17 protein-coding genes are annotated in these 21272 nt (G+C 71.5%); 8 read left to right on the top strand and 9 right to left on the bottom strand.

The genetic code is table 11. The features are described from left to right. Window positions 1-7 precede the first annotated feature (7 nt). The 7 genes from ISU07_RS17160 to ISU07_RS17130 form a co-directional block, all read right to left on the bottom strand. Window positions 8-1111, bottom strand: a complete 1104-nt coding sequence (locus tag ISU07_RS17160) for an ATP-binding protein (protein WP_194708045.1) — start codon at window positions 1109-1111, stop codon at window positions 8-10. Next, window positions 1108-2505, bottom strand: coding sequence for a DUF5691 domain-containing protein (locus tag ISU07_RS17155; protein ID WP_194708044.1), 1398 nt, complete (start codon window positions 2503-2505; stop codon window positions 1108-1110). Before ISU07_RS17155 ends, ISU07_RS17160 begins: the two co-directional genes overlap by 4 nt. Then, a complete protein-coding gene (locus ISU07_RS17150) occupies window positions 2502-3806 on the bottom strand; it encodes an SWIM zinc finger family protein (protein WP_194708043.1) in 1305 nt (434 codons plus the stop codon). The genes ISU07_RS17155 and ISU07_RS17150 overlap by 4 nt, the downstream gene beginning before the upstream one ends. Before the next feature lie 243 nt (window positions 3807-4049). Continuing rightward, complete coding sequence (locus ISU07_RS17145; protein WP_228522073.1) at window positions 4050-5267, bottom strand: IS30 family transposase; 1218 nt, start codon at window positions 5265-5267, stop codon at window positions 4050-4052. Between the two features lie 366 nt (window positions 5268-5633). Continuing rightward, window positions 5634-8066, bottom strand: coding sequence for a GcvT family protein (locus tag ISU07_RS17140; protein ID WP_194708042.1), 2433 nt, complete (start codon window positions 8064-8066; stop codon window positions 5634-5636). Then, window positions 8063-8998 (bottom strand): choline kinase family protein, encoded by a 936-nt coding sequence (locus ISU07_RS17135; protein WP_194708101.1) that lies wholly within the window; start codon window positions 8996-8998, stop codon window positions 8063-8065. Before ISU07_RS17135 ends, ISU07_RS17140 begins: the two co-directional genes overlap by 4 nt. A gap of 25 nt (window positions 8999-9023) precedes the next feature. Beyond that, complete coding sequence (locus ISU07_RS17130; RefSeq protein WP_228522072.1) at window positions 9024-10595, bottom strand: amino acid permease; 1572 nt, start codon at window positions 10593-10595, stop codon at window positions 9024-9026. Window positions 10596-10806: 211 nt separating this feature from the next. Between ISU07_RS17130 and ISU07_RS17125 the strand changes: the two genes are divergently transcribed. From ISU07_RS17125 to ISU07_RS17100, 6 genes are all read left to right on the top strand, one after another. After that, a complete protein-coding gene (locus tag ISU07_RS17125) occupies window positions 10807-11547 on the top strand; it encodes a FadR/GntR family transcriptional regulator (protein ID WP_323742673.1) in 741 nt (246 codons plus the stop codon). Between the two features lie 20 nt (window positions 11548-11567). Continuing rightward, complete coding sequence (locus ISU07_RS17120; RefSeq protein ID WP_194708040.1) at window positions 11568-12929, top strand: glutamine synthetase family protein; 1362 nt, start codon at window positions 11568-11570, stop codon at window positions 12927-12929. Window positions 12930-12933: 4 nt separating this feature from the next. Further along, a complete protein-coding gene (locus ISU07_RS17115) occupies window positions 12934-14289 on the top strand; it encodes an aldehyde dehydrogenase family protein (protein ID WP_194708039.1) in 1356 nt (451 codons plus the stop codon). A gap of 56 nt (window positions 14290-14345) precedes the next feature. After that, on the top strand, window positions 14346-15122 hold the full coding sequence (locus ISU07_RS17110) for a 3-oxoacyl-ACP reductase (protein ID WP_194708038.1): 777 nt from the start codon (window positions 14346-14348) through the stop codon (window positions 15120-15122). Between the two features lie 87 nt (window positions 15123-15209). Beyond that, window positions 15210-15929, top strand: coding sequence for a gamma-glutamyl-gamma-aminobutyrate hydrolase family protein (locus ISU07_RS17105; protein ID WP_194708037.1), 720 nt, complete (start codon window positions 15210-15212; stop codon window positions 15927-15929). Window positions 15930-15967: 38 nt separating this feature from the next. After that, window positions 15968-16744: a maleylpyruvate isomerase family mycothiol-dependent enzyme gene (locus ISU07_RS17100; RefSeq protein ID WP_194708036.1), complete on the top strand. Its 777-nt coding sequence runs from the start codon at window positions 15968-15970 to the stop codon at window positions 16742-16744. 9 nt (window positions 16745-16753) lie between these two features. Here ISU07_RS17100 and ISU07_RS17095 read toward each other — a convergent pair whose 3' ends face one another. Beyond that, window positions 16754-17545 carry an NPCBM/NEW2 domain-containing protein gene (locus ISU07_RS17095; protein WP_194708035.1) on the bottom strand — a complete coding sequence of 264 codons (792 nt, stop codon included), beginning with the start codon at window positions 17543-17545 and terminating at the stop codon, window positions 16754-16756. Between the two features lie 540 nt (window positions 17546-18085). Between ISU07_RS17095 and ISU07_RS17090 the strand changes: the two genes are divergently transcribed. Continuing rightward, window positions 18086-19306, top strand: a complete 1221-nt coding sequence (locus tag ISU07_RS17090; protein ID WP_194708034.1) for an HNH endonuclease signature motif containing protein — start codon at window positions 18086-18088, stop codon at window positions 19304-19306. Between the two features lie 115 nt (window positions 19307-19421). Next, window positions 19422-20378, top strand: coding sequence for an alpha/beta hydrolase (locus ISU07_RS17085; RefSeq protein ID WP_194708033.1), 957 nt, complete (start codon window positions 19422-19424; stop codon window positions 20376-20378). Here the strand turns inward: ISU07_RS17085 and ISU07_RS17080 are convergent. Further along, complete coding sequence (locus tag ISU07_RS17080) at window positions 20363-21262, bottom strand: alpha/beta fold hydrolase (protein ID WP_194708032.1); 900 nt, start codon at window positions 21260-21262, stop codon at window positions 20363-20365. The genes ISU07_RS17085 and ISU07_RS17080 overlap by 16 nt on opposite strands. Window positions 21263-21272: the final 10 nt, after the last annotated feature.

Genomic DNA, 21272 nt, shown 5'->3' with positions numbered 1-21272 from the left:
CCCGGGATCAGCCCAGCTCGCGGCAGGCCTGGTAGAGGTCGTCCCACTCGCGCCGGTCGCGGACGACGGTCTCGAGGTACTCCTGCCACACCAGCCGGTCCTGCACGGGGTCCTTGACGATGGCCCCGACCAGACCGGCGGCCACGTCGGCGGCGCGCACGGTGCCGTCCCCGAAGTGGGCCGCCAGGGCGACGCCGTTGGTCATCACCGAGATGGCCTCGGCGGTCGACAGCGTGGCGGTGGGCGACTTGACCGTCGTGCGCCGGTCGGCGGTGACCCCGGACCGGAGCTCACGGAACACCTGGACGACGCGGTGCACCTCCGAGAGGGACTCGAGGTCGGCCGGCAGGGACAGGCTCTTCCCCAGCGCCGTCACGCGGGTGCGGACGATGTCGACCTCCTCCTCCAGGGAGTCGGGGAGCGGGAGCACGACCGTGTTGAAGCGGCGGCGGAGGGCCGAGGAGAGCTCGTTGACACCCTTGTCGCGGTTGTTGGCCGTGGCGATGACGTTGAAGCCCGGCTTGGCCTGCACCTCGTCGTCGAGCTCGGGGACGGCCAGGCTCTTCTCGGAGAGGATCGTGATGAGCGCGTCCTGCACGTCGGCCGGGATGCGGGTCAGCTCCTCGACGCGCACGATCGCGCCGGTCTCCATCGCGCGCATCACCGGGCTGGGCACCAGCGCGTCGCGGGTGGGGCCGTCGGCGAGCAGGCGGGCGTAGTTCCAGCCGTACCTCAGCGACTCCTCCGCCGTGCCGGCCGTGCCCTGGACGACCAGCGTGGACGAACCGCTGATCGCCGCTGCGAGGTGCTCGCCCAGCCAGGTCTTGGCCGTGCCGGGCACGCCGAGCAGGAGCAGCGCGCGGTCGGTGGCCAGGGTGGCGACGGCGATCTCGACGAGGCGCCGCGACCCGACGTACTTGGGCTCGATCACGGTCCCGTCGGGAAGCCGACCGCCCAGCACGTAGAGCGAGACCGCCCACGGCGAGAGCCGCCAGCTGGGGGGGCGCGGGCGGTCGTCGGCGGCCGCGATGGCGGCCAGCTCGGCGGCGTACTGCTGCTCGGCGTGGGCGCGCAGGACGTGCTCGGTGACTGGCGGGGCGGTGTCGGTCATCGGAGGGCCTCACTGATCGCGGTGTGGATGGACTGGTACTGGAGGACGTCGCGCAGCGTCGTGCGCAGGTACGCGTCGTCGCCGGCGGCCTGCATCGCCCGCTCGACGGCGGGCAGCGAGTCCGGGTGCAGCGCCAGCGGCAGGGCCGAGCGCAGCACGCGGAGGGCGTGTCCGTCGGGCGACCTCACGAGCACCTGCACGAGCTCGGCGCTGGCCCTGGGGCCCCACGGGGGCTCCACGTGGACGAGCTGCTGCGCCAGCACGGGCAAGGGCGTCTGCTGCACCTTCGCCGCCAGCACGGCGTCGCGCTCGGGCCCGTCGAGCACGGCGAGGAGGCGGCTGTCCCACTGCAACGGCAGCAGGGCGCGTGCCCAGGCTGCGTCGCGCTGCGAGACGGCCGCCTCGCGGAGTGCCGGGACGATGTCGTCGGGTGCGCGGAACATGCCGAGCAGCTTGCGAGGGTCGACGCGCGTCAGCTCGGTCCACACGGGCAGCGGAGTGGCGGCGACGACCTGCTGCATCCACCGGACGCGCCGGGAGCCACCCGGCGCGGGCTCGGTCAGCCCGTCCCGGATGCCCGCGGCGTCCGGCTCGCCGGGCAGCAGCACCTCGACCTGCTTGCGCAGGGTGCCGGTGACCCGCACGAGCGGCCGCAGCCGGTCGGCCATCCGCTGTGCGCGGGCGGACCCCGGCAGCCGGTCCAGGAGCCGCCGTGCCTCCTCACGCACCGCCTTGGCCCGCTCGTCGAGGCAGCGCTCGAGGAACGGCTCGTCGTCGGGACCGAGCCCGACCACGAGGGCTGCCACGGCCGACGCCCGGCCCTGTGCCGTCGACGTGTCCCAGGTCGCCTCGACGTGCGCCCGCACGCTCGCGGCCGTCGTCGGGCCCTCCTCCACGGGCACGGTGGCCCAGTCCCACGCGGGGTTGCGGGCCGCCAGCCACCGCCCGCGCTCGCCCAGCACGGGCCGTACGCCGCGGCGTACGGGGCTCTGCGGCGTGGCGGCGTCGAGCAGCACGGGCAGCAGACGGGGCGGGACGATCCTCCGCGCTGCGGCGGCGGTGTCCAGCCAGTGCGCGGTGAGGGCGACGCGCGCGGCCGCGCTCACCGGGCCCTGGTTCAGCAGCAGCTCGAGGATCTGGACCGCCGGGGACGGGGCAACCTCGAGGCTCTCGGCGGGCGCGGGGTCGTCCGGCTCGTCGGCGACGTCGGCGAGCCGACCCGCCCGGCGGACGGCGTCGCCCAGGGCCGCGGCGTCGAGCAGGCTCGTCTCACGGGATGCGTCGGGACGAGCGGTGGCGCCGAGATCGGGCGTCTCCGGTACCTCCCGGCGCGCCGTCCCCACGAGGGATGCCGCGCGCAGCTGGTCCCACCAGAGATCGGGGTCGACGCTCACAGCGGCAGCACCTTCCCGTCGTCCGCGACGCTGAGCGGGCGGAAGCGGCCGCCCTCGAGCTCGCCGAACAGGTCGACGGGATGCCCACCGGTGAGGGCGAGCAGCAGCCAGAGAGGGATGTCGTCGGTGAGGTCGAGCCGGTCGCCCGCGGCGTCGCGGACGTGCGGCCGGTCCCCGCTGGTCAGCGCGACCGCGCCGAGGACGACCGGGACCCGGTCCAGCCAGGGGCCGGCCGTCAGCCGTGCCGCGCGGCGCACGAGCGCCTCGGCGATCCCCACCGGGTCGGACAGGGTGCGCGACTGCCCCGTGGCCACGGGGTCGGTGGCGAAGAGGGCCCGCTTGGGAGGTGTGCCGGGGTACCGGCCGACCGTGGCGGTCAGCACGGTGCCGGCCAGCTGGGGGACGGCGAGCACCTGGCCGCCTGCGGCGAAGTCCAGGACGACGAGCAGCTCGCCGGTGGCCTCGTCGCGCAGCCAGGTGCGCTGCTGCTGGATGCGGCCGTCGTCGGTGCGGTGCCCGCCGAGGACCAGGAAGGTGCCGGCGTACGCGTCGGCGGCCCGCACCTCGGCCGTCGGCTGGGCCCAGCCGAGGTACGCGCGGAGGTCGGCGAAGGCGTCGCGGTCCAGGCCGTCCCTGCGCGGCCAGGCCTGCGTCGCGGTCCACCAGCGACCGCACACGGCGAGCAGGTGGTCGGCCCAGTCCTCGCGGCGGTGCACCTCGCCGGCCATCGTGCGCACCTGCTCGGCCAGGCCGGGGAGCTGGGCGTCCACGAGCCGGGCCGCGGTCTCGTCCCACCAGCCGTAGGGCTGCTGACGCGCCGACGCCGTGCCAGCCCGCACCAGGTCCTGGAGCCAGCGTCCGAAGTCGTCGAGGCCGGCGGACATCAACGCCAGCCGGTCCTCCAGCCGCTTGGCCTGCGCCGCGGGGTCGGGCGCCTTCTCCTCGGTGGCGACGCGCTTCTGGGTTCGCTGCCCCCGTTCGTCCGCCCACTCCTGCGCGAACGCGGCCGCCTGCTCCGCGTCGGCGACCGCGCCGCCTCCTCGCACCCAGAGCAGGAGGAGGGCCAGCGCGTGCTTGCAGGGGAACTTGCGACTCGGGCACGAGCACCGGAACGCCGGCCCCGCGAGGTCGACGCTGACCTGGTACGGCGTCTTGCCACTTCCCTGGCACTTGCCCCACACCAGGATCTGGGTGCTTCCGGTGTCCGACCAGACCGCCGGGTTGGTGAGCCTGCGGGCAGCCGCCACCGAGGAGTCATCCGGCGCGAGCTTCACCACCTGCGCCTCGGTCCAGCGGGCCATGGCGCGTCCATCCAACCTCATGCCGGCGACACATGGTGGTCGAGCCGGGCGAGCCCCTGGGCGAGCCCGTGTCGAGACCACGGAATCCTCACCGGGTCTCGACACGCTCGGCCGTGGCCGGCCTCACGGCTCGACCACCATGCAGGGTGGCCAACGCCGGCCTCACGGCTCGACCACCACCAGGTGGTCGAGCCGGGCGAGCCCCTGGGCGAGCCCGCGTCGAGACCACGTGAGTGGGCGGATTCAACCGGTGAGTGCAACGCCGGGTGGTTTGTCGTGGCCGCAGAGTAGTTGGTCGAGGGCTTCGGCGGGGGTGCGCCAGCCGAGTCGTTTGCGGGGGCGGTTGTTCATCTCCAGGGCGACCTGGTCGAGGTAGCCGGGGCCCCAGAGGGACAGGTCGGTTCCTTTGGGAAAGTACTGACGCAGCAGGCCGTTGGTGTTCTCGTTGCTGCCGCGCTGCCACGGTGAGGCGGGGTCAGCGAAGTAGATGTCCAGGCCGGTGGCCCCGGCGATCTGGATGTGGTTGGCCATCTCGCTTCCGCGGTCCCAGGTCAGGGTCTGCCGCAGGGTCGCGGGCAGGGTGGCCATGTACTCGCAGATCGCGCCCTGCATGGTCAGGGCGGTGTGGTCACCGGGCAGGTGCAACAGGCCCAGGAACCCGGTGGCGCGCTCGACGAGAGTGCCGATCGCGGAGGCGTTGGCCGCGCCCATGATCAGGTCGCCTTCCCAGTGCCCGGGCACCGCCCGGTCCTCCACGCACGGGGGGCGCTCGCTGATCGAGATCACGTTCCGTAACGGGCCGCCACTGGTGGCGGCACGAGCACGGGCTCGAGGCTTGCGCATCGCCCGGCCGGTGCGCAGGTGCCCGGCCAGATCCTTCCGCAGCGCGCCGCGGCCCTGGACGTAGACCGAGGTGTAGATCGTCTCGTGCGACACACGCATCTCCGGGTCATCGGGAAAGTCCAGCGGCAGTCGGTGCGCGATCTGCTCGGGACTCTCATTGTGCTCAAGGCGCCGTTCGACCTCGGCCCGCAACCGGGGACTGGCCGCGAACTTGGTCTGCCGCGCTCGACTCTCACGGGACCGGGCCTCGGCCAGTCGCTGGGCAGTCGCCCCCCGATACCGGCCGCGGCTGCGGTTACGGCGCAGCTCCCGGCTGACCGTGGACTTGTCGAACCCGATCGCTGCGGCGATCTGCCTGACCCCCTGGCCGCAGCGCGTCAGATGGGAGATCTCCTCCCGATCCCCAGCACTGAGCCGACGCCCACGCGAGGACGACAACGGGGCAGGCGAGTCGCGGACCAAGCGAGCGGGGATCACGCCACCCGATGCTGCGAACCAGCGGAACGCCACCGCCCGCGACACGCCGACCGCCCTGCCAGCAGCCTCGGTCGACAAGCCGGCAGCGATCCCACGCCAGAACGCCACACGAACCTCGCGCGGAAACGCAGCAGGAGCCATTGCACACCTCGATCACATCAAGGCGTTGCACTCACCCCTGAACCCGCAGTGGACCAGGGTCTCGACACGCTCGGCCGTGGCCGGCCTCGCGGCTCGACCACCATGCAGGGTGGCCAACGCCGGCCTCACGGCTCGACCACCACAAGGTGGTCGAGCCGGGCGAGCCCCTGGGCGAGCCCGTGTCGAGACCCCGTGAGCAGTGCCCGTGTCGAGACCACGGAAACCTCACCGGGTCTCGACACGCTCGGCCGTGGCCGGCCTCGCGGCTCGACCACCATGCAGGGTGGCCAACGCCGGCCTCGCGGCTCGACCACCATGCAGGGTGGCCAACGCCGGCCTCACGGCTCGACCACCATGCCGGCGGGACTACGCCAGGGGGGCCTTGAGGGTCACGGTCGCGGGCAGGCGCTCGCCGGCGAGGTCGACCTCGAAGCCACCCTCCGCCAGCCACGCGGACGTGACCGGCTCGTCGCGACGGAGGTACGCCAGGCCCGCGCTCGCGCCGACCGTCGCGCCGTACGCCGCGCTGGTGACCTGGCCGACCGGCTCGTCGTGGCGGACCACGAGCTCGCCGCCCCAGAGCATCGCGTCCCGGTCGTTGAGGACGAAGGAGACCAGACGCCGCCGCGGGCCAGCCTGCCTGAGGGCCTCGCGGTGCGCGGCGAGCGCCTCCTTGCCGAGGAAGTCCTTCGCGCCGTCGAGGGCCGTGGCGAAGACGAGCCCCGCCTCGACCGGGCCGTAGTCGGGCGTGAGCTCGCGGCCGAAGGCCCGGAAGCCCTTCTCGAGGCGCAGCGACTCGATCGCGGAGTACCCCGCGTCGCGCAGGCCGAGGTCGTCCCCGTGCTCGTGGAGCGCGTCGTACACGGCCACCGCCGCGTCGACGGGCACGAGCAGCTCCCAGCCCAGCTCGCCGACGTACGTCATCCGGTTCGCCCAGACCTCCGCGCCGGCGACCTCGAACGCCTGCCCGGTGGCGAACGGGAAGGCCTCGTCACCGAGGTCGGTGCCCGTCAGCCGGGAGAGCAGGTCGCGCGAGCGCGGTCCCATCACGCCGAGGACCGCCAGCTCTTCGGACCTGTCGGCGATCTCCACGTCGGCGCCCGGCCAGGTGTGCTCCCGCAGCCAGGCGAGGTCGCGGACGGTGGTGGCGGCGCTGGAGACGACGAGGTACGCCGCGTCGGAGGTGCGCGTCACGGTCACGTCCGACTGGTACCTGCCCCGCTCGTCGAGCCACGGCGTGTAGACGACGTGGCCGACCGGGACGTCGAGGTCGTTCGCGCAGACCCACTGGAGGGTGTCGCGGGCGGCCGGGCCGCGCACGAGGTACTTGCTGAACGACGTCTGGTCGAACACCGCGACGTGGGTGCGGCACGCGACTTGCTCGTCGGCGCTGTGCTCGAGCCACTCCGGCTTGCCCCACCGGTAGTCGAGCGGCGGGCCGAAGTACAGCGGGCGCTCCCAGCCGTTGCGCGTGCCGAACGTCGCGCCGGCGTCCTCCAACCGCTGGTGCAGCGGCGAGAGGCGGACGTCGCGGGCGGTCACGGGCTCGCGGTTGGGCCAGGGCACCGCGTAGTGCAGGCCGAGGATCTCGGCCACCCGGCTGCGCAGCCACGTCTCGTCGGCGGCGTACGGTCCGAACCTGCGCACGTCGACCGAGGTGAGGTCCATCGACGGCGCACCGTCGACGATCCACTCGGCCAGCGCGCGCCCGGCTCCGCCGGCGGAGGCGATGCCGACGGAGTTGAAGCCAGCACCCACGAAGTACCCCGCCAGACCGGGCGCCTCGCCGAGCAGGAACTGGTTGTCCGGCGTGAAGCTCTCGGGGCCGTTGTAGAACTTGCGGATGCCTGTGTGCTCGAGCGCGGGGATCCGGGTCAGCGCGTTGCCCATCAGGACCGAGAAGTGCTCCCAGTCCTCGTCGAGGAGCTGGAACTCGAAGGGGTACGGGATCTCCGACGGCGACACCCACGGCTTGGCCACCGGCTCGAAGCCGCCGACGACGAGGCCGCCGACCTCCTCCTTGACGTAGATGTACCCGTCAGGGTCGCGCAGGATCGGGAGGTCGGCATGCACGCCCTCGACCTGGTCGGTGACGACGTAGAAGTGCTCGGCCGAGTGCAGCGGGACCGTCACCCCGACCTGGTCGCCGAGGGCCTTGGCCCACTGGCCGGCGCAGTTGACGACCACCTCGGCCTCGATGTCACCGGCATCCGTGCGCACGCCGGTCACCCGCGGACCGCGGTCGCCCTGGGCCGTGTCGACCCCGAGCACCCGCACCCGCTCGTTGATCCGGACACCGGCCTGACGAGCGCCCTTGGCCAGCGCGAGCGTCAGGTCGGTCGGGTTCGCGCGCCCGTCCTGCGGCAGCCAGATCGCCCCCAGGAGGTCGTCGGTCGCGATGACCGGCCACTTCTCGAGAGCCTGCTCGGGCGTGAGCATCTCGGCCTCGAGGTCGAACGCCGCGGCCGTCGCGACGGTGCGCCGCAGCTGCACCATCCGGTCCTCGGTGCGCGCGACGATGAGCCCGCCGCACTGGCGGTACCCGGTCGACAGCCCGGTCTCCGCCTCGAGGCCGGCGTACAGCTCGGAGGAGTACTGCACGAGCTTCGTCCCGCTCTCGCTCGCGCGCAGCAGGCCGACCAGGCCGGCGGCGTGCCAGGTCGTGCCGCACGACAGCGTGCCCTGCTCGAGCAGCACGACGTCGGTCCAGCCGAGCCTGGCCAGGTGGTAGGCCGTCGAGCAGCCGATCACGCCGCCGCCGATGACGACCACCTGCGCCCGCGAGGGTAGGTCGGTCATGCGGCCACCTTGTCGAGCAGCGCGTCGAACCCGTCGGAGGTGAAGCGGCGGGCCGCCTTCTCGTACCGCTCCATGCCCCAGGAGTAGAAGTCGTAGTCGATGGTGCTGCTGGCGGCCTGGATGAAGCCCCAGAGCGACCAGCCGTACGAGGAGCAGAGCGCCTGGAGCTCCACGCGCGCCCTGAAGGTCGCGTACGCCGGGCGGTCCGGTCCGCCCATGAAAGCAGCCACGAGCTCGTCGGTCTGCTCGGTGGTCAGGTCGCACTCCGTCGAGGTGTTGCCGAGCTCGAACGCGGGGTCGTTGTTGCCGGAGTACTCGTAGTCGATGAGCCAGACCCGCTCCCCGTCGTCGATGTAGTTGCCGGCCAGCAGGTCGTTGTTGCAGGGGACGGTGACGGCGGGACGTACGGCGAGCGCGCGGCGTACGCGCTCCCACTGCGGCGCGAAGTCGTCGTACCCCTCGGGCAGCCGGAAGCCGTGCCGGCGTACGTCGGCGAGGTACCCGGCCTGCCGGGCGAACATGTCGAAGTCGTTGACGAAGCGCGGCCCGGCCTGCAGCACGCGCAGCGCCCGGGCGCAGCGGCCCAGCACCCCCGGGCCGCCGATGGTCTCGTTGGTCAGCGCGGACCCGGGGAGGAAGGTGATGACGAGCATCCCGAGGTCGGGCCGGTAGTCGACGACCCGCGCGCCGACGCCGGCCTCCGCGGCCGCCCGGGTGTTCGCGTGTTCCGCGTCCCGGTCGATGCCGAGCAGGCCGGCGTCGCTGGAGCTGAGCCTGACGACGTAGTCCCCTGTGCTCGTCGTCACGCGCAGGTTGCGGTTGGTCAGCCCGCCCGGCAGGTCCGCGACTGATCTCGGACCTGCCAGTGCGGGGACCTGGTCGAGGAGGGCTCCGACGCCGTTGTCGGCATCCCCCTCCCCCTCCTCGACCATCGCCACCAGGCCTCTCCCCTGGTGGTCAGTCCTCGAAGGCCCTCACGACGGCGTCGTCGATCGTGTGCTTCGGGCCGGTGAACCAGTGCCGTGCCGAGACCTGCCACCAGATGGCGACGACGAGGATCGTGCCGAAGGTGAGGATGGGCGCGTAGTTGACGAACTTCCAGGCGAAGTTCTCGTTGCCGATCCAGCCCGACGGGTACAGCGGGAGGATGAAGTAGATCGAGATGACGATGATCTCGATCACCGCGATCGGGTTCATCCACTTGTACTTCTGCCCGTTGGTCCACGACCCGGCCTCGAACTTGTCCCCGTGCTTCCAGCGCAGGTAGATCGGGATCGCGAAGGCGAGGTAGAGGCCGATCACGGCGACCGACACAACGGCGTAGAAAGCGGTCGGCAGGATGATCGGCTCCTCGGCGGTGCCGAAGTTCACCTCGATCAGCGCGGGCAGCGTGATCAGGCCGGCCAGCACGGTCACCAGCATCACGGCGTTCACCGGCACCCGGTGCTCGTTCACCTTCGACCAGATGCCCGACCCCGGGATCGCACCGTCGCGGCTGAAGGCGAACGTCATCCGCGAGGCGCTGGTCAGGCACGCCACGGTGCAGAAGAGCTGACCGGCGGCCGAGATGAAGACCACGATCGAGTGCGAGGTGTTTCCCAGAGCCTGCGTGAAGATGACGTCGGAGGCGTAGTAGCCGAGATTGACGTTGTCGGTCACGCCCTGCGGGTCCTGCACCGCGAACAGGAACGCGAGCAGCAGGATCCAGCCACCGATGGCGGAGTAGAAGATCGACTGCCAGATGCCCCGGGCTGCGGCGTGGGAGGCCGTGTTGGTCTCCTCCGAGAGGTGCGCGGAGGCGTCGAAGCCGGTGATCGTGTACTGCGTCAGGAGGAACCCCAGCGGCAGGACCAGGAACCAGAACATGACGCCGTTCGAGGCGCCGCCGTCGTACCCGGAGTTGTTGATCCGCTCCGTGAAGACCCAGTTGAGGCTCTGGTGGTGGTCGGGGACCACGACGAGGATCAGCACGATGAGGGCGGCGCCGGCGACGTGCCACCACACCGACACGTTGTTGATGACGGCCAGCAGGTGGCTGGAGAAGATGTTGGCGAGCGCGGCGAGCACCAGGATCACGACGAACTCGATGAACACCCGCTGCAGGCTGTAGTTGCCGGCCCAGCTGTCGCTGATCGTGCTGATGAAGATGTCCACGAAGTTGGCCGCGCCATAGGCGACCGAGGCTGTGACGGCGACCAGGCCGATCCAGTTGAGCCACCCGGTGAAGAAGCCCGCGCGGGGGCCGCCCAGCTTGGAGGCCCACCAGTAGATGCCGCCGGACGTCGGGTAGGCGGACACGAGCTCGGACATGGTGAAGCCGATGATCAGGATGAACGCCGAGATGAACGGCCAGCCCCAGCTGATCGCGATGGGACCGCCGTTGCTCCACGCCTGGCCCAGCGTGGTGAAGCAGCCCGCCAGGATCGAGATGATCGAGAACGAGATGGCGAAGTTGGAGAAGCCGGACCAGGTCCTCGAGAGGTCCTGGCGGTAGCCGAGTCTGGCGAGGTGCTTCTCGTCGTCGGTCATCACCCTTCCGTCTGGGTGGTGAAGCGGTTCGTGGGCTTCGGGCATCAGGCACCTTCTGTTCGAACGGACCGAATGATTGCCGAGACGATCCGGAGGCTAGACCCGTGCTCGATCGGTTGTGAAGTGGGCACGCGCCGATTCTCGGAAAATTGGTATGAACTCCGACCATTACCTCTGGTAGCGGCCTCGCCCCTGGTGCCAGACTCCACCCGTGCTGCCATCGCCCGGGACGAGCCACGACCTCACCGAGGCCGTGCTGCGTCCGGCACGTGGCTACCACGCGTTCGAGGCGTGCGTGGAGCAGCTGGCGACCACCATCCGGCTCGGCGTCTACCCGCTCGGCAGCACGCTGCCGTCCGAGCGCGAGCTGGCCGAGCGGCTCAACGTCTCCCGGTCGACCCTGCGCGAGGCGATGGCCGCCCTGCGCGAGGCCGGGCTGGTCGAGACCCGCCGCGGGCGCGGCGGCGGCACCGTGGTCACGCTCAAGCCGCGGACGCCGTCCGCGCGCGCAGCCGCCCGGCTCACCGAGGAACGACGGCACGAGTGGCTGGACTCCCTGGTCTTCCGTCGCATCGTGGAGCCCGGCGCGGCCGCGCTCGCCGCACGGGCCGACCTCGACCCGACCGCCCTGGCCCAGCTGGACGCGGCCCACGCCGCGGTGGCCAAGGCCCGCCGGCCCGCCGACCACCGGCAGGCCGACTCCCGCTTCCACCTCACGATCGCCGCGCTGACCGGCTCGTCGCGGCTGGTCGAGGCGGTCACGTCCGTGCAGGCGACGCTGCACGAGATGCTGCTGGCGATCCCGGTGCTGGACGCCAACATCGCCCACTCCGACCGCCAGCACGCCACGCTCGTGCGCGCGATCCGGCGGGGCAACCACGACCGCGCCCGGGCGGTCATGGAGGAACACTGCGACGACACCGCCGCGCTGCTGCGCGGCCTGCTGGGCTGACCCGAGGGACGAGGAGACCCATGACGCCACCGAACGACCGCTACCTGACCCTCGAGCGGCTCCGGCTGATGATCGAGGAAGGGGACATCGACACGGTCGTGATGGCCTTCACCGACATGCAGGGCCGGCTCCAGGGCAAGCGCCTGCACGGGCGGTACTTCCTCGACTTCGCGCTCGAGCACGGCACCGAGGGCTGCAACTACCTGCTCGCGGTCGACATCGACATGAACACCGTCGGCGGCTACACCATCTCCTCGTGGGAGAAGGGGTACGGCGACATGGAGTTCGTGCCCGACTGGTCGACGCTGCGGTTGCTCACGCACCTGCCCGCGACCGCGATGGTCCAGTGCGACCTGGTCTGGCTCGACCACGCTCCGGTGACCCAGTCGCCACGGACGATCCTCAAGACGCAGCTCGACCGGGTGACCGAGAAGGGCATGGTCGCCCTGTCGGGCACCGAGCTCGAGTTCATCGCCTTCGACACGTCGTACGAGGACGCCCACGACCTCGGCTGGCGCGACCTCGTCCCGGTCAACCAGTACAACGTGGACTACTCGATCCTCGGGACGACCCGCGCCGAGCCACTGCTGCGCGACATCCGCAACCACATGTACGCCGCCGGACTCGACGTCGAGGGCGCCAAGGGCGAGTGCAACTTCGGGCAGCACGAGATCGGGTTCCTGTACGCCGACGCGCTGACCACCGCCGACAACCACAGCGTCTACAAGACGGCCGCCAAGGAGATCGCGGCCCAGCGCGGCCAGGCGATCACCTTCATGGCCAAGTACAACCAGCGCGAGGGCAACTCCTGCCACATCCACCTGTCGCTGCGCGGCGACGACGGGAAGGTCGTCTTCTGGGACGGCGACCAGCGCAGCGCCCTGTACGACCAGTTCATCGCCGGGGTGCTCACGACCCTCCGTGAGTTCACGCTGCTCTACGCGCCGAACATCAACTCCTACAAGCGGTTCGCGGCCGGGTCGTTCGCGCCCACGGCCGTCGCCTGGGGCCTCGACAACCGCACCTGCGCGGTCCGCCTGGTCGGACACGGCCCGAGCGCCCGGATGGAGAACCGGCTGCCCGGCGGCGACGTCAACCCGTACCTCGCCCTGGCCGGCATGCTGGCCGGCGGCCTCTACGGCATCGAGAACGAGCTCACGCTCGAGGACGAGCTGGTCGGCAGCGCCTACGACTCCGACAAGCCGCACGTGCCGCACACGCTGCGGGACGCGCGCGAGCTGTTCGCCGCCTCCGACATCGCGCGGACGGCGTTCGGCGACGACGTCGTGGGCCACTACGTGAACATGGCCGACGTCGAGCTCGCGGCCTTCGACGCGCACGTCACCGACTGGGAGCTGGCCCGCTCCTTCGAGCGGATGTGAGGCAGTGACCACCACCCTCGTCAACCCCGCGACGGGCGCCTCCTTCCGCGAGGTGCCGTCGACGTCGGCCGCGGAGACCGACGCGGGGATCGAGAAGGCCCAGGAGGCGTTCGTGTCCTGGCGGGCCATCGCACCCGGCGAGCGCGCACGGCTGCTGCGGGCGTTCGCAGCCGTCGTGGACGCCCACAACGAGGAGCTCGCGCGGCTCGAGGTAGAGAACTCCGGCCACACGATCGGCAACGCCCGCTGGGAGGCGGGCAACGTCCGCGACTGCCTCAACTACTACTCGGCGGCGCCGGAGCGGCTCTTCGGCCGGCAGATCCCGGTGGCCGGCGGCGTGGACGTGACGTTCCGCGAGCCGCTCGGCGTGGTCGGGATCATCGTGCCCTGGAACTTCCCGATGCCCATCGCGGGCTGGGGTTTCGCCCCCGCACTGGCCGCCGGCAACACGGTCGTGCTCAAGCCGGCCGAGATCACGCCGCTGACGGCCATGCGGATCGCCGAGCTGGCTCTCGAGGCCGGCATCCCCGAGGGCGTCTTCACCGTGCTGCCCGGCCAGGGATCGGTCGTCGGCCAGCGGTTCGTCACCAACCCGCTGGTGCGCAAGGTCTGCTTCACGGGCTCGACCGAGGTCGGCAAGCAGATCATGGCCGGCTGCGCGGACCAGGTGAAGCGGGTGACCCTGGAGCTGGGCGGCAAGAGCGCGAACGTCGTGTTCGCGGACGCCGACATCGCCAAGGCGGCGGCCACCGCGCCGTACGCCGTCTTCGACAACGCGGGCCAGGACTGCTGCGCGCGCTCGCGGATCCTCGTCGAGCGGTCGGCGTACGACGAGTTCGTCGGCCGCCTGGAGACCGCCGTCCACGGCATGAAGGTCGTCGACCCCGGCCAGGACGACAGCGAGATGGGGCCGATGGTCTCGGCCCGCCAGCGCGACTCCGTGCAGGCCTACATCGACGGGGCGTCGATCGCCTTCCAGGGCTCGGCGCCGGACGGTGACGGGTACTGGCTGCCGCCGACCGTCGTCGAGTCGGCCTCGACCGACGAGCCGGTGTGGCGTGAGGAGGTGTTCGGGCCGGTCGTCGCGGTGATGGCGTTCGACGACGAGGACCACGCGGTGGCACTCGCGAACGACACCGAGTACGGGCTGTCGGGCTCGATCTACACCCGCGATCTCGGCCGCGCGCTGCGCGTCTCCCGGGCCGTCGACTCGGGCAACCTCAGCGTGAACTCGCACTCCAGCGTCCGGTACTGGACGCCGTTCGGCGGGTTCAAGCAGTCGGGGCTCGGCCGTGAGCTCGGCCCCGACGCCCCCAACGCCTTCACCGAGGAGAAGAACGTCTTCTTCTCCGACGAGTAGTGGTCTCGAGGCTCGTCGCCAGGGCTCCGCGCACCTCAACCACCGAAAGGAAGCACATGGCTGGACGCATCGAGGGCAAGGTCGCCGTCGTCACCGGGGGCTGCTCCGGGATCGGCCTGGCGACCGTGCGCCGCTTCGTCGAGGAGGGCGCGTACGTCGTCATCGGCGACGTGAACGCCGAGCGTGGGGAGGAGGTCGTCGACGAGCTGGGACCGGACCGGGTGAGCTTCGTGCAGGTCGACGTGACCAACAAGGCCCAGGTCGACGCGATGTTCGCCACGGCCAAGAGCCTGTACGGCTCGGTCGACATCGCCTTCAACAACGCGGGTATCAGCCCGCCCGAGGACGACTCGATCCTCGACACCGACCTCGAGGCGTGGGAGCTGGTGCAGCGGGTCAACCTGACCTCGGTCTACCTGTGCTGCAAGGCCGCGCTGCCCTACATGCTCGAGCAGAAGTCCGGCTCGATCATCAACACCGCGTCGTTCGTGGCCGTCATGGGCGCGGCGACGTCGCAGATCTCCTACTCCGCCTCGAAGGGCGGCGTGCTGTCGATGACGCGGGAGCTCGGCGTCCAGTTCGCGCGGGAGGGCATCCGCGTCAACGCGCTGTGCCCGGGTCCGGTGAACACCCCGCTGCTCAAGGAGCTGTTCGCCAAGGACGAGGAGCGGGCTGCGCGGCGGCTGGTCCACGTGCCGATGGGACGGTTCGGCGAGCCGGAGGAGATGGCGAACGCCGTGCTCTTCCTGGCCTCCGACGAGTCGTCGTTCATGACGGCCAGCACGTTCCTGGTCGACGGGGGGATCTCCGGGGCCTATGTCACCCCTCTCTGATGAGCGCGCCCAGACCGAGCTCGCGAGGGCTGAGATGAAGCGCCAGGTCGAGGAGCGCTCGACGCGGACCGAGCCTGCGAGGGACGAGTGACGCATCTCGAGACCACTCGTCCGCTGGTCGGCCTCACGACCTACCGCGAGGAGGCATCCTGGGGCGTCTGGCGGCAGAAGGCAGACCTGCTGCACGCGGAGTACGCCGACGCGATCGTCGCCGCCGGCGGCGTACCGGTCCTGCTGCCGCCCGCCTCGGGCTCGGACATCTCGGCCCGCTCGGTCGTGGCCCGCATCGACGCGCTCGTCGTGTCGGGCGGTGCGGACGTCGACCCGGCCAGGTACGGCGAGGAGCCGCACGAGCGGACGGCCGGCTGGCGCGAGGACCGCGACGCCTGGGAGGTGGCGCTGCTCGCGGCGGCCGACGAGGTCGGCCTGCCGGTGCTCGGGGTATGCCGGGGCATGCAGGTGATGGCGGTCGCGGCCGGCGGGTCGCTGGACCAGCACACGCCCGACGTCGTCGGGCACGACGAGCACTCCCCCGGCGGTGACCAGTTCGGCGGGATCCGGGTCCGGACGCTCGAGGGCTCCCGCGTCGCGCTGGCCGAGGGCGACGAGGTGCTCGCCCACTGCCACCACCACCAGTCGGTGCACGCGCACCCCGGGTACGTCGCGACGGCCTGGGCGCCCGACGGGACGATGGAGGCCATGGAGGCCCCGGGCGACCGGTTCTGCGTGGGCGTCCAGTGGCACCCGGAGATGGGGCGGGACCAGGCACTGTTCGCGGCTCTCGTGGGAGCGGCCACGCACCGCTGAGCCGGAATAACCGGGCCCCGGTCCGGTTGTCGCCTGACATGACGGAACTCGTGGACCTGACCATCGCCGAGCTGCGCGCCAACCACCACCGCCTCGCGGCGTTCGTGGACGAGCTGGAGGAGAGCCAGCTGAAGAGCCCGAGCGGCGCGGCCGAGTGGACCATCGCCGACGTGCTGTCCCACCTCGGCAGCGGCGCCGAGATCCAGCACCACACGATCTCGCGGGCGCTGGGTCTCGAGGACGAGGCGCCGGAGAACCAGCCCATCTGGGACCGGTGGAACTCCCTGCCTCCGGGCGAGCAGGCCACGGGGTTCGTGGAGCAGGACGAGCGGCTGGTCGCGCTGTACGAGTCCCTGACCCCGGAGCAGCGGACGTCCGTGGTGGTGGACCTGGGCTTCCTGCCGGCCCCCGTGCCGGTGGTCACTCCCCTGGCGATGCGGCTCAACGAGCAGACGCTGCACGGCTGGGACGCCCGCGTGGGCGTGGACCCGTCCGCCGGGCTGTCGGACGCGGGCGCCGGGCTGGTGCTCGACCACTACGCCGGGGCGATGTCGTTCCTGCTCGGGTTGGTCGGCAAGCCCGACCAGGTCTCCGAGCCGGTCCGGCTGGCCGTCGGCGGCCACACGATCGCGATCGGGGACTCCGTCTCCCTCGAGCCGGGCACCGACGGTGCGACGGCGAGGTACGACGGGCCGCTGGAGGCCGCCGTACGCCTGGTCGCGGGGCGCCTCTCCCCCGAGCACACACCCGCCGCAGTCGCCGTCAGCGGCAACGTGTCGCTGGACGAGCTGCGGCGGGTGTTCCCCGGTTACTGAGCTGGTTGGTCAGTCGCAGAGGACGCGGGCGTCACCGAGAGCGGGCTCGGTGTCGGGCGTCGTGGTGATCTGCGCGAAGTCGACGCGCATCCGGTAGACGCCGGTGACGTCGAGGCTCTGCGGGTCGGAGACTCCGAGGTCGAAGGTACGGAAGTACTTCGCGACCGTGTCGGCGAGCACCGCGATGGAGGCCTGCCCACCGGTCTCGGTGCGGTCGGACAGGCCGAACGTGGTCTCGAACGTCGTGCACTTGCGGCCGAGGGTGTACTCCGCGAAGGCGGTGTCGCTGGACCGGTCGGCGTAGAGCACGTGGTCGTAGGTGTCGCCGTTGATCGGCAGGCTGTTCGTCTTGAGCGTGTTCGCGCCGGCGCTCGTGGTCATCTGGATGAGCCAGTTCCACGCGATGACCTTCACGGAGCGCTCGCGGCTCTTCTTGGCCAGCCCCTTGGCGTCGGCCTTCTTCATGACGCGGTACGCGCGGTCGAGGTGCGTGCTCGGGTGGTCGACGAACTTGTACTTGCCGTTGGGCTTGATGACTGCGGTGCCGATCTTGCGCCAGGTGTCGCTGTTCTCGTACTTCGCCTGCACGACGACGGTGCTGCCCGCCGGCGGCTTCGGCGTGACCAGGCCGGTCAGGACGACGTCGTCCTCCTTGGCCGTGGCGGTCTTGGTCGAGGACTGCAGCGTGACCGAGTACGGCGTGGTGGGCGCTGCCGCGTGCGCCGGAGCCGCCAGGCTCCCGGCAGTCGCGGCGCTCGAGACGAGCAGGGCCAGCGAGACGGCGAGACGGGTGGACCTCATGGCGAACCTCCGTTGATCGTGTTCCTCACCGCGGCGCGGTGGTTCTGGCAGTTCCGATGCTTGGGGCGGCCATTAGGTTCATGCGACTCGGAAATTCGTGGGTCGAGGAGGCACGAACTCCGGTCGCCTCCGCTGGTCGAGGAGGGACGAAGTCCGGTCGCCTCCGCTGGTCGAGGAGGGACGAAGCCCCACGCTGGTCGAGGAGGGACGAAGTCCCGTCACGAGACCCCGCGACCCCGCTGGTCGAGGAGGGACGAGGTCCCACGCTGGTCGAGGAGGGACGAAGTCCCGTCACGAGACCTCGACTCGGCCGCCGCAGGGGTTGCGGTGGTGAAGAACGAACAGGGGTGGCCGGGCGCCGTAGGTGGTGGCGGTGGCCAGCTGAAGACCGTGCGCGCTGGCAGGTCCGTGGGTGGTCGACCGCTGTGGTCACCGCCCGAGACAACCTCCCGAAATTAGTTGGCCAGATTCCCGGAATCCCTTGTGGACAAAGGGTTCTGAGGCCCGACCACTGTCGGTGGTCGATGCTTGGATTGATCCATGTCCAGCACGTACGCGGCCCCGCTCGATGCGGTCGAGCACGCGCTGGACGACCTCGCCACCATCGCTCCGGACTACCGCAGCACCGGTGAGAAGAAGGACGCGCTCATCCGGCTCTCCCGGATCGTCGCCCGGGTTGAGGCCGAACGGATCCGGATCCTCGCCGTCGCCGAGGACATCGCGGTCGAGGCCGGAGCCCGGTCCATCGCCCACTGGCTCGCCGCCGAGACCCGCGACGGCATCGGGCAGGTCCGGCTCCGCGAGAAGATCGCCCACCACCCCGGCACCCGGATCGTGGAAGCCATGGGCCACGGCACCGTGCAGGTCGCGCAGGCCCGGGAGATCGTGGACGCCCTGCAGCGGCTGCCTAAGAACCTCGACCCCGAGCTACGCGACAAGGGCGAGGCGTACCTGATCAGTGAGGCCGCGCACTTCGGACCCCCGGAGCTGCGTCGTCTCGGGGCCAGGCTGTTGGAGGTCATCGCCCCCGAGGACGCCGACCAGGCGGAGTACCAGCGGCTCCTGGCCGAGGACCGTCGGGCCCGAGCCGTCACCCGGCTCACCTTCCGCGACCGCGGCGACGGTTCGGGAGACCTCCACGCCCGGATGCCCATGCCCGTGCTGAACCGGCTACGGACCTACCTGGAGTCCTACACCTCACCACGACGCGGACCCCTCGGCGGCGCGCTCGGGGACGAGGTCGACCAGCTGCCCGCACCCCGACGTCGTGGGGAGGCGTTCTGCGCCCTCCTGGAGAACCTCTCCACCAACGCCCTGCCCAAGCACGGCGGCACCGCGACGTCGGTGACGGTGATGATCACTCTCGACGCGCTGCGCTCGGAGACGGGCCTGGCCGAGACGACCACCGGCGACACCCTGACCGCCGACCACGTCAGGAGGCTGGCCTGCCAGGCCGGCATCATCCCCGTCGTCCTGAGCGGCAAGGGCGAGATCCTCGACCTCGGCCGCAGCAAACGGCTCTTCACCGGACCCCAACGCAAGGCGATGGCCTTCCGCGACCGCGGATGCACCGCCGACGGCTGCACCATCCCCGCCGCCTGGTGCGAAGCCCACCACCGACAACCCTGGTCCCGCGGCGGCGAGACGAACCTCGCCGACGGCAAGCTCCTCTGCCCCTTCCACCACCACCGCGCCCACGACCCCGCCTGGCAGACCCACCACCACCCCAACGGATCGACGACCTTCCACCGCAGGACGTGAGCCGCGGTCAGCTCGACTCCACGGCCCGCGCGCCGATCTCCGTCCACCCGCGCCGCCCGACCAGCGCGTCCACGGCGTCCTCCGGGTGCACCACCCTGTCCGGCAGACTGGAGCCATGAGCTTCGAGGCGCCGGTCGACGAGCTCCTCGGGCCGCCGTACACCGCGGAGACGATCGACTTCGACGAGGACGAGCAGGGACCGATCGTCACCACGCTCGTCAAGCGCGAGGCGGACGCGCCGACCCGCAAGGCGGTCCTGTACGTCCACGGCTTCAACGACTACTTCTTCAACACGGCGTACGCCGACTGGTGGGTGGCCCGCGGGTACGACTTCTACGCCATCGACCTGCGCCGGTACGGCCGCAGCCTGCGGCCGTACCAGACGCCGAACTTCGTCGCCGACGTCCGCGAGTACTTCGACGACATCGATGCCGCGTGGGGCCGGATCACCGACCGCGACGGCCACGACCACGTCGTCGCCACGGCCCACTCCACCGGCGGCCTGACCCTGGCGCTGTGGGCCGACGAGGGCGCGCCGTACCTCGCGGGCGTGGCCCTCAACGCGCCGTGGCTCGACATGCGCGGCTCGCTGTGGCTGCGCACGGCGGCGACCGCGGTGGTCAAGCAGCTCGGCGCGCGGCAGCCGATGCGCGAGATCACGCGGGAGATCACGACGGTGTACGGCGAGACGCTGCACCGCGACTACGCCGGCGAGTGGGACTACGACCTCAAGCTGAAGACCCTCGAGTCGTGGCCGGTGTACGCCGGGTGGCTGCGGGCCATCCGTACCGCCCACGCGGACGTCCACGAGGGCCTGGACATCGCCTGCCCCGTCCTGGTGCTCAGCTCGGGCGCCACCGTGGACGCCCGCGAGCTGAAGGACGAGGCACACGCGAACGACATCGTCCTCGACGTCGCCCAGATCCGGCGCTGGTCGACGGCCCTCGGGCGCCACGTGACGTACGTCGGCGTCGACGGCGCGATGCACGACGTGTTCCTCTCCCGCGAGGAGCCGCGCAACCGCGCGTACGACGAGCTGGGGCGCTGGCTCGAGGCCTACGTCGAGCGCTGACGGCTCGCCATGAGGGTCTCGAGGACCTCGCGGGTGTGGTCCATCACGCCCAGGTGCCCGTCCCCCGGCCGGAAGTGCAGCCTGGCGTCGGGCAGGTGCTCCTCCAGCCACGGGCCGACCGGCGCGGGGCAGAACTTGTCCTCGCCGCCGTACCAGAGGTCGACCGGTGCTCGGACGTCCGCGAGGTCGAAGTCCCACGGCCCCACCCAGGCGACGTTGTCCCACCCGCCGCCCGAGGTGCCTTGGACCAGGGCCACGGCCAGCCCCTCGGCCAGCACGCGGGCGTTGCGCGGGTCGTCGAGGAGCGCGTTGTCCCGGGTGCTGCACATCTGCCGGAACCCGCCGATGATCTCCGCCGGGCTCATCCGGCCCAGCGCGCGGAACGGCTCGAAGCCTTGCCCGAACTTGGCCGCGGCCGCCTCCTCGTCCGGCAGCAGCGCGACGGCCTCGCTGTCGTTCTCGTCGAGCATGGCCATCAGCTCGGGCACCTGGTCGAAGGGCGCGGGGCCCGAGTTCACGCCCGCGTGGGTCACCCGCTCGCCGAGCACGGCCGCGCAGGCCAGGGAGAAGGGCCCGCCACCGGACTGGCCCGTCACCGCGAAGGTGTCGATGCCCAGCTCGTCGAGGATCACGGCCGTCGCACGGGCCACGGACGACAGCGAGAACGGCGCCGGCGTCGACCGGCCGTACCCGGGCCGGTCGAAGGACACGACACGGACGCCGAGCTCGGCGGCGAGGTCGTCGGCGAACGACGGCTCGAGGCGGCACGACGGCGTGCCGTGGAAGTACACGAGCGGGAGGCCGTCGGGGGCACCGGCCTGACGCACCGCCCAGGTGCCGCCGTCGAGAGCGATCTGCCGGTCGTCCACCCAGGTCTCGGTCACGACGTGAGCG

The sequence above is a fragment of the Nocardioides islandensis genome (genome assembly GCF_015352455.1).
Classification (GTDB): Bacteria; Actinomycetota; Actinomycetes; order Propionibacteriales; family Nocardioidaceae; genus Nocardioides; species Nocardioides islandensis.
This window is presented reverse-complemented; position numbering and strand designations above follow the sequence as displayed.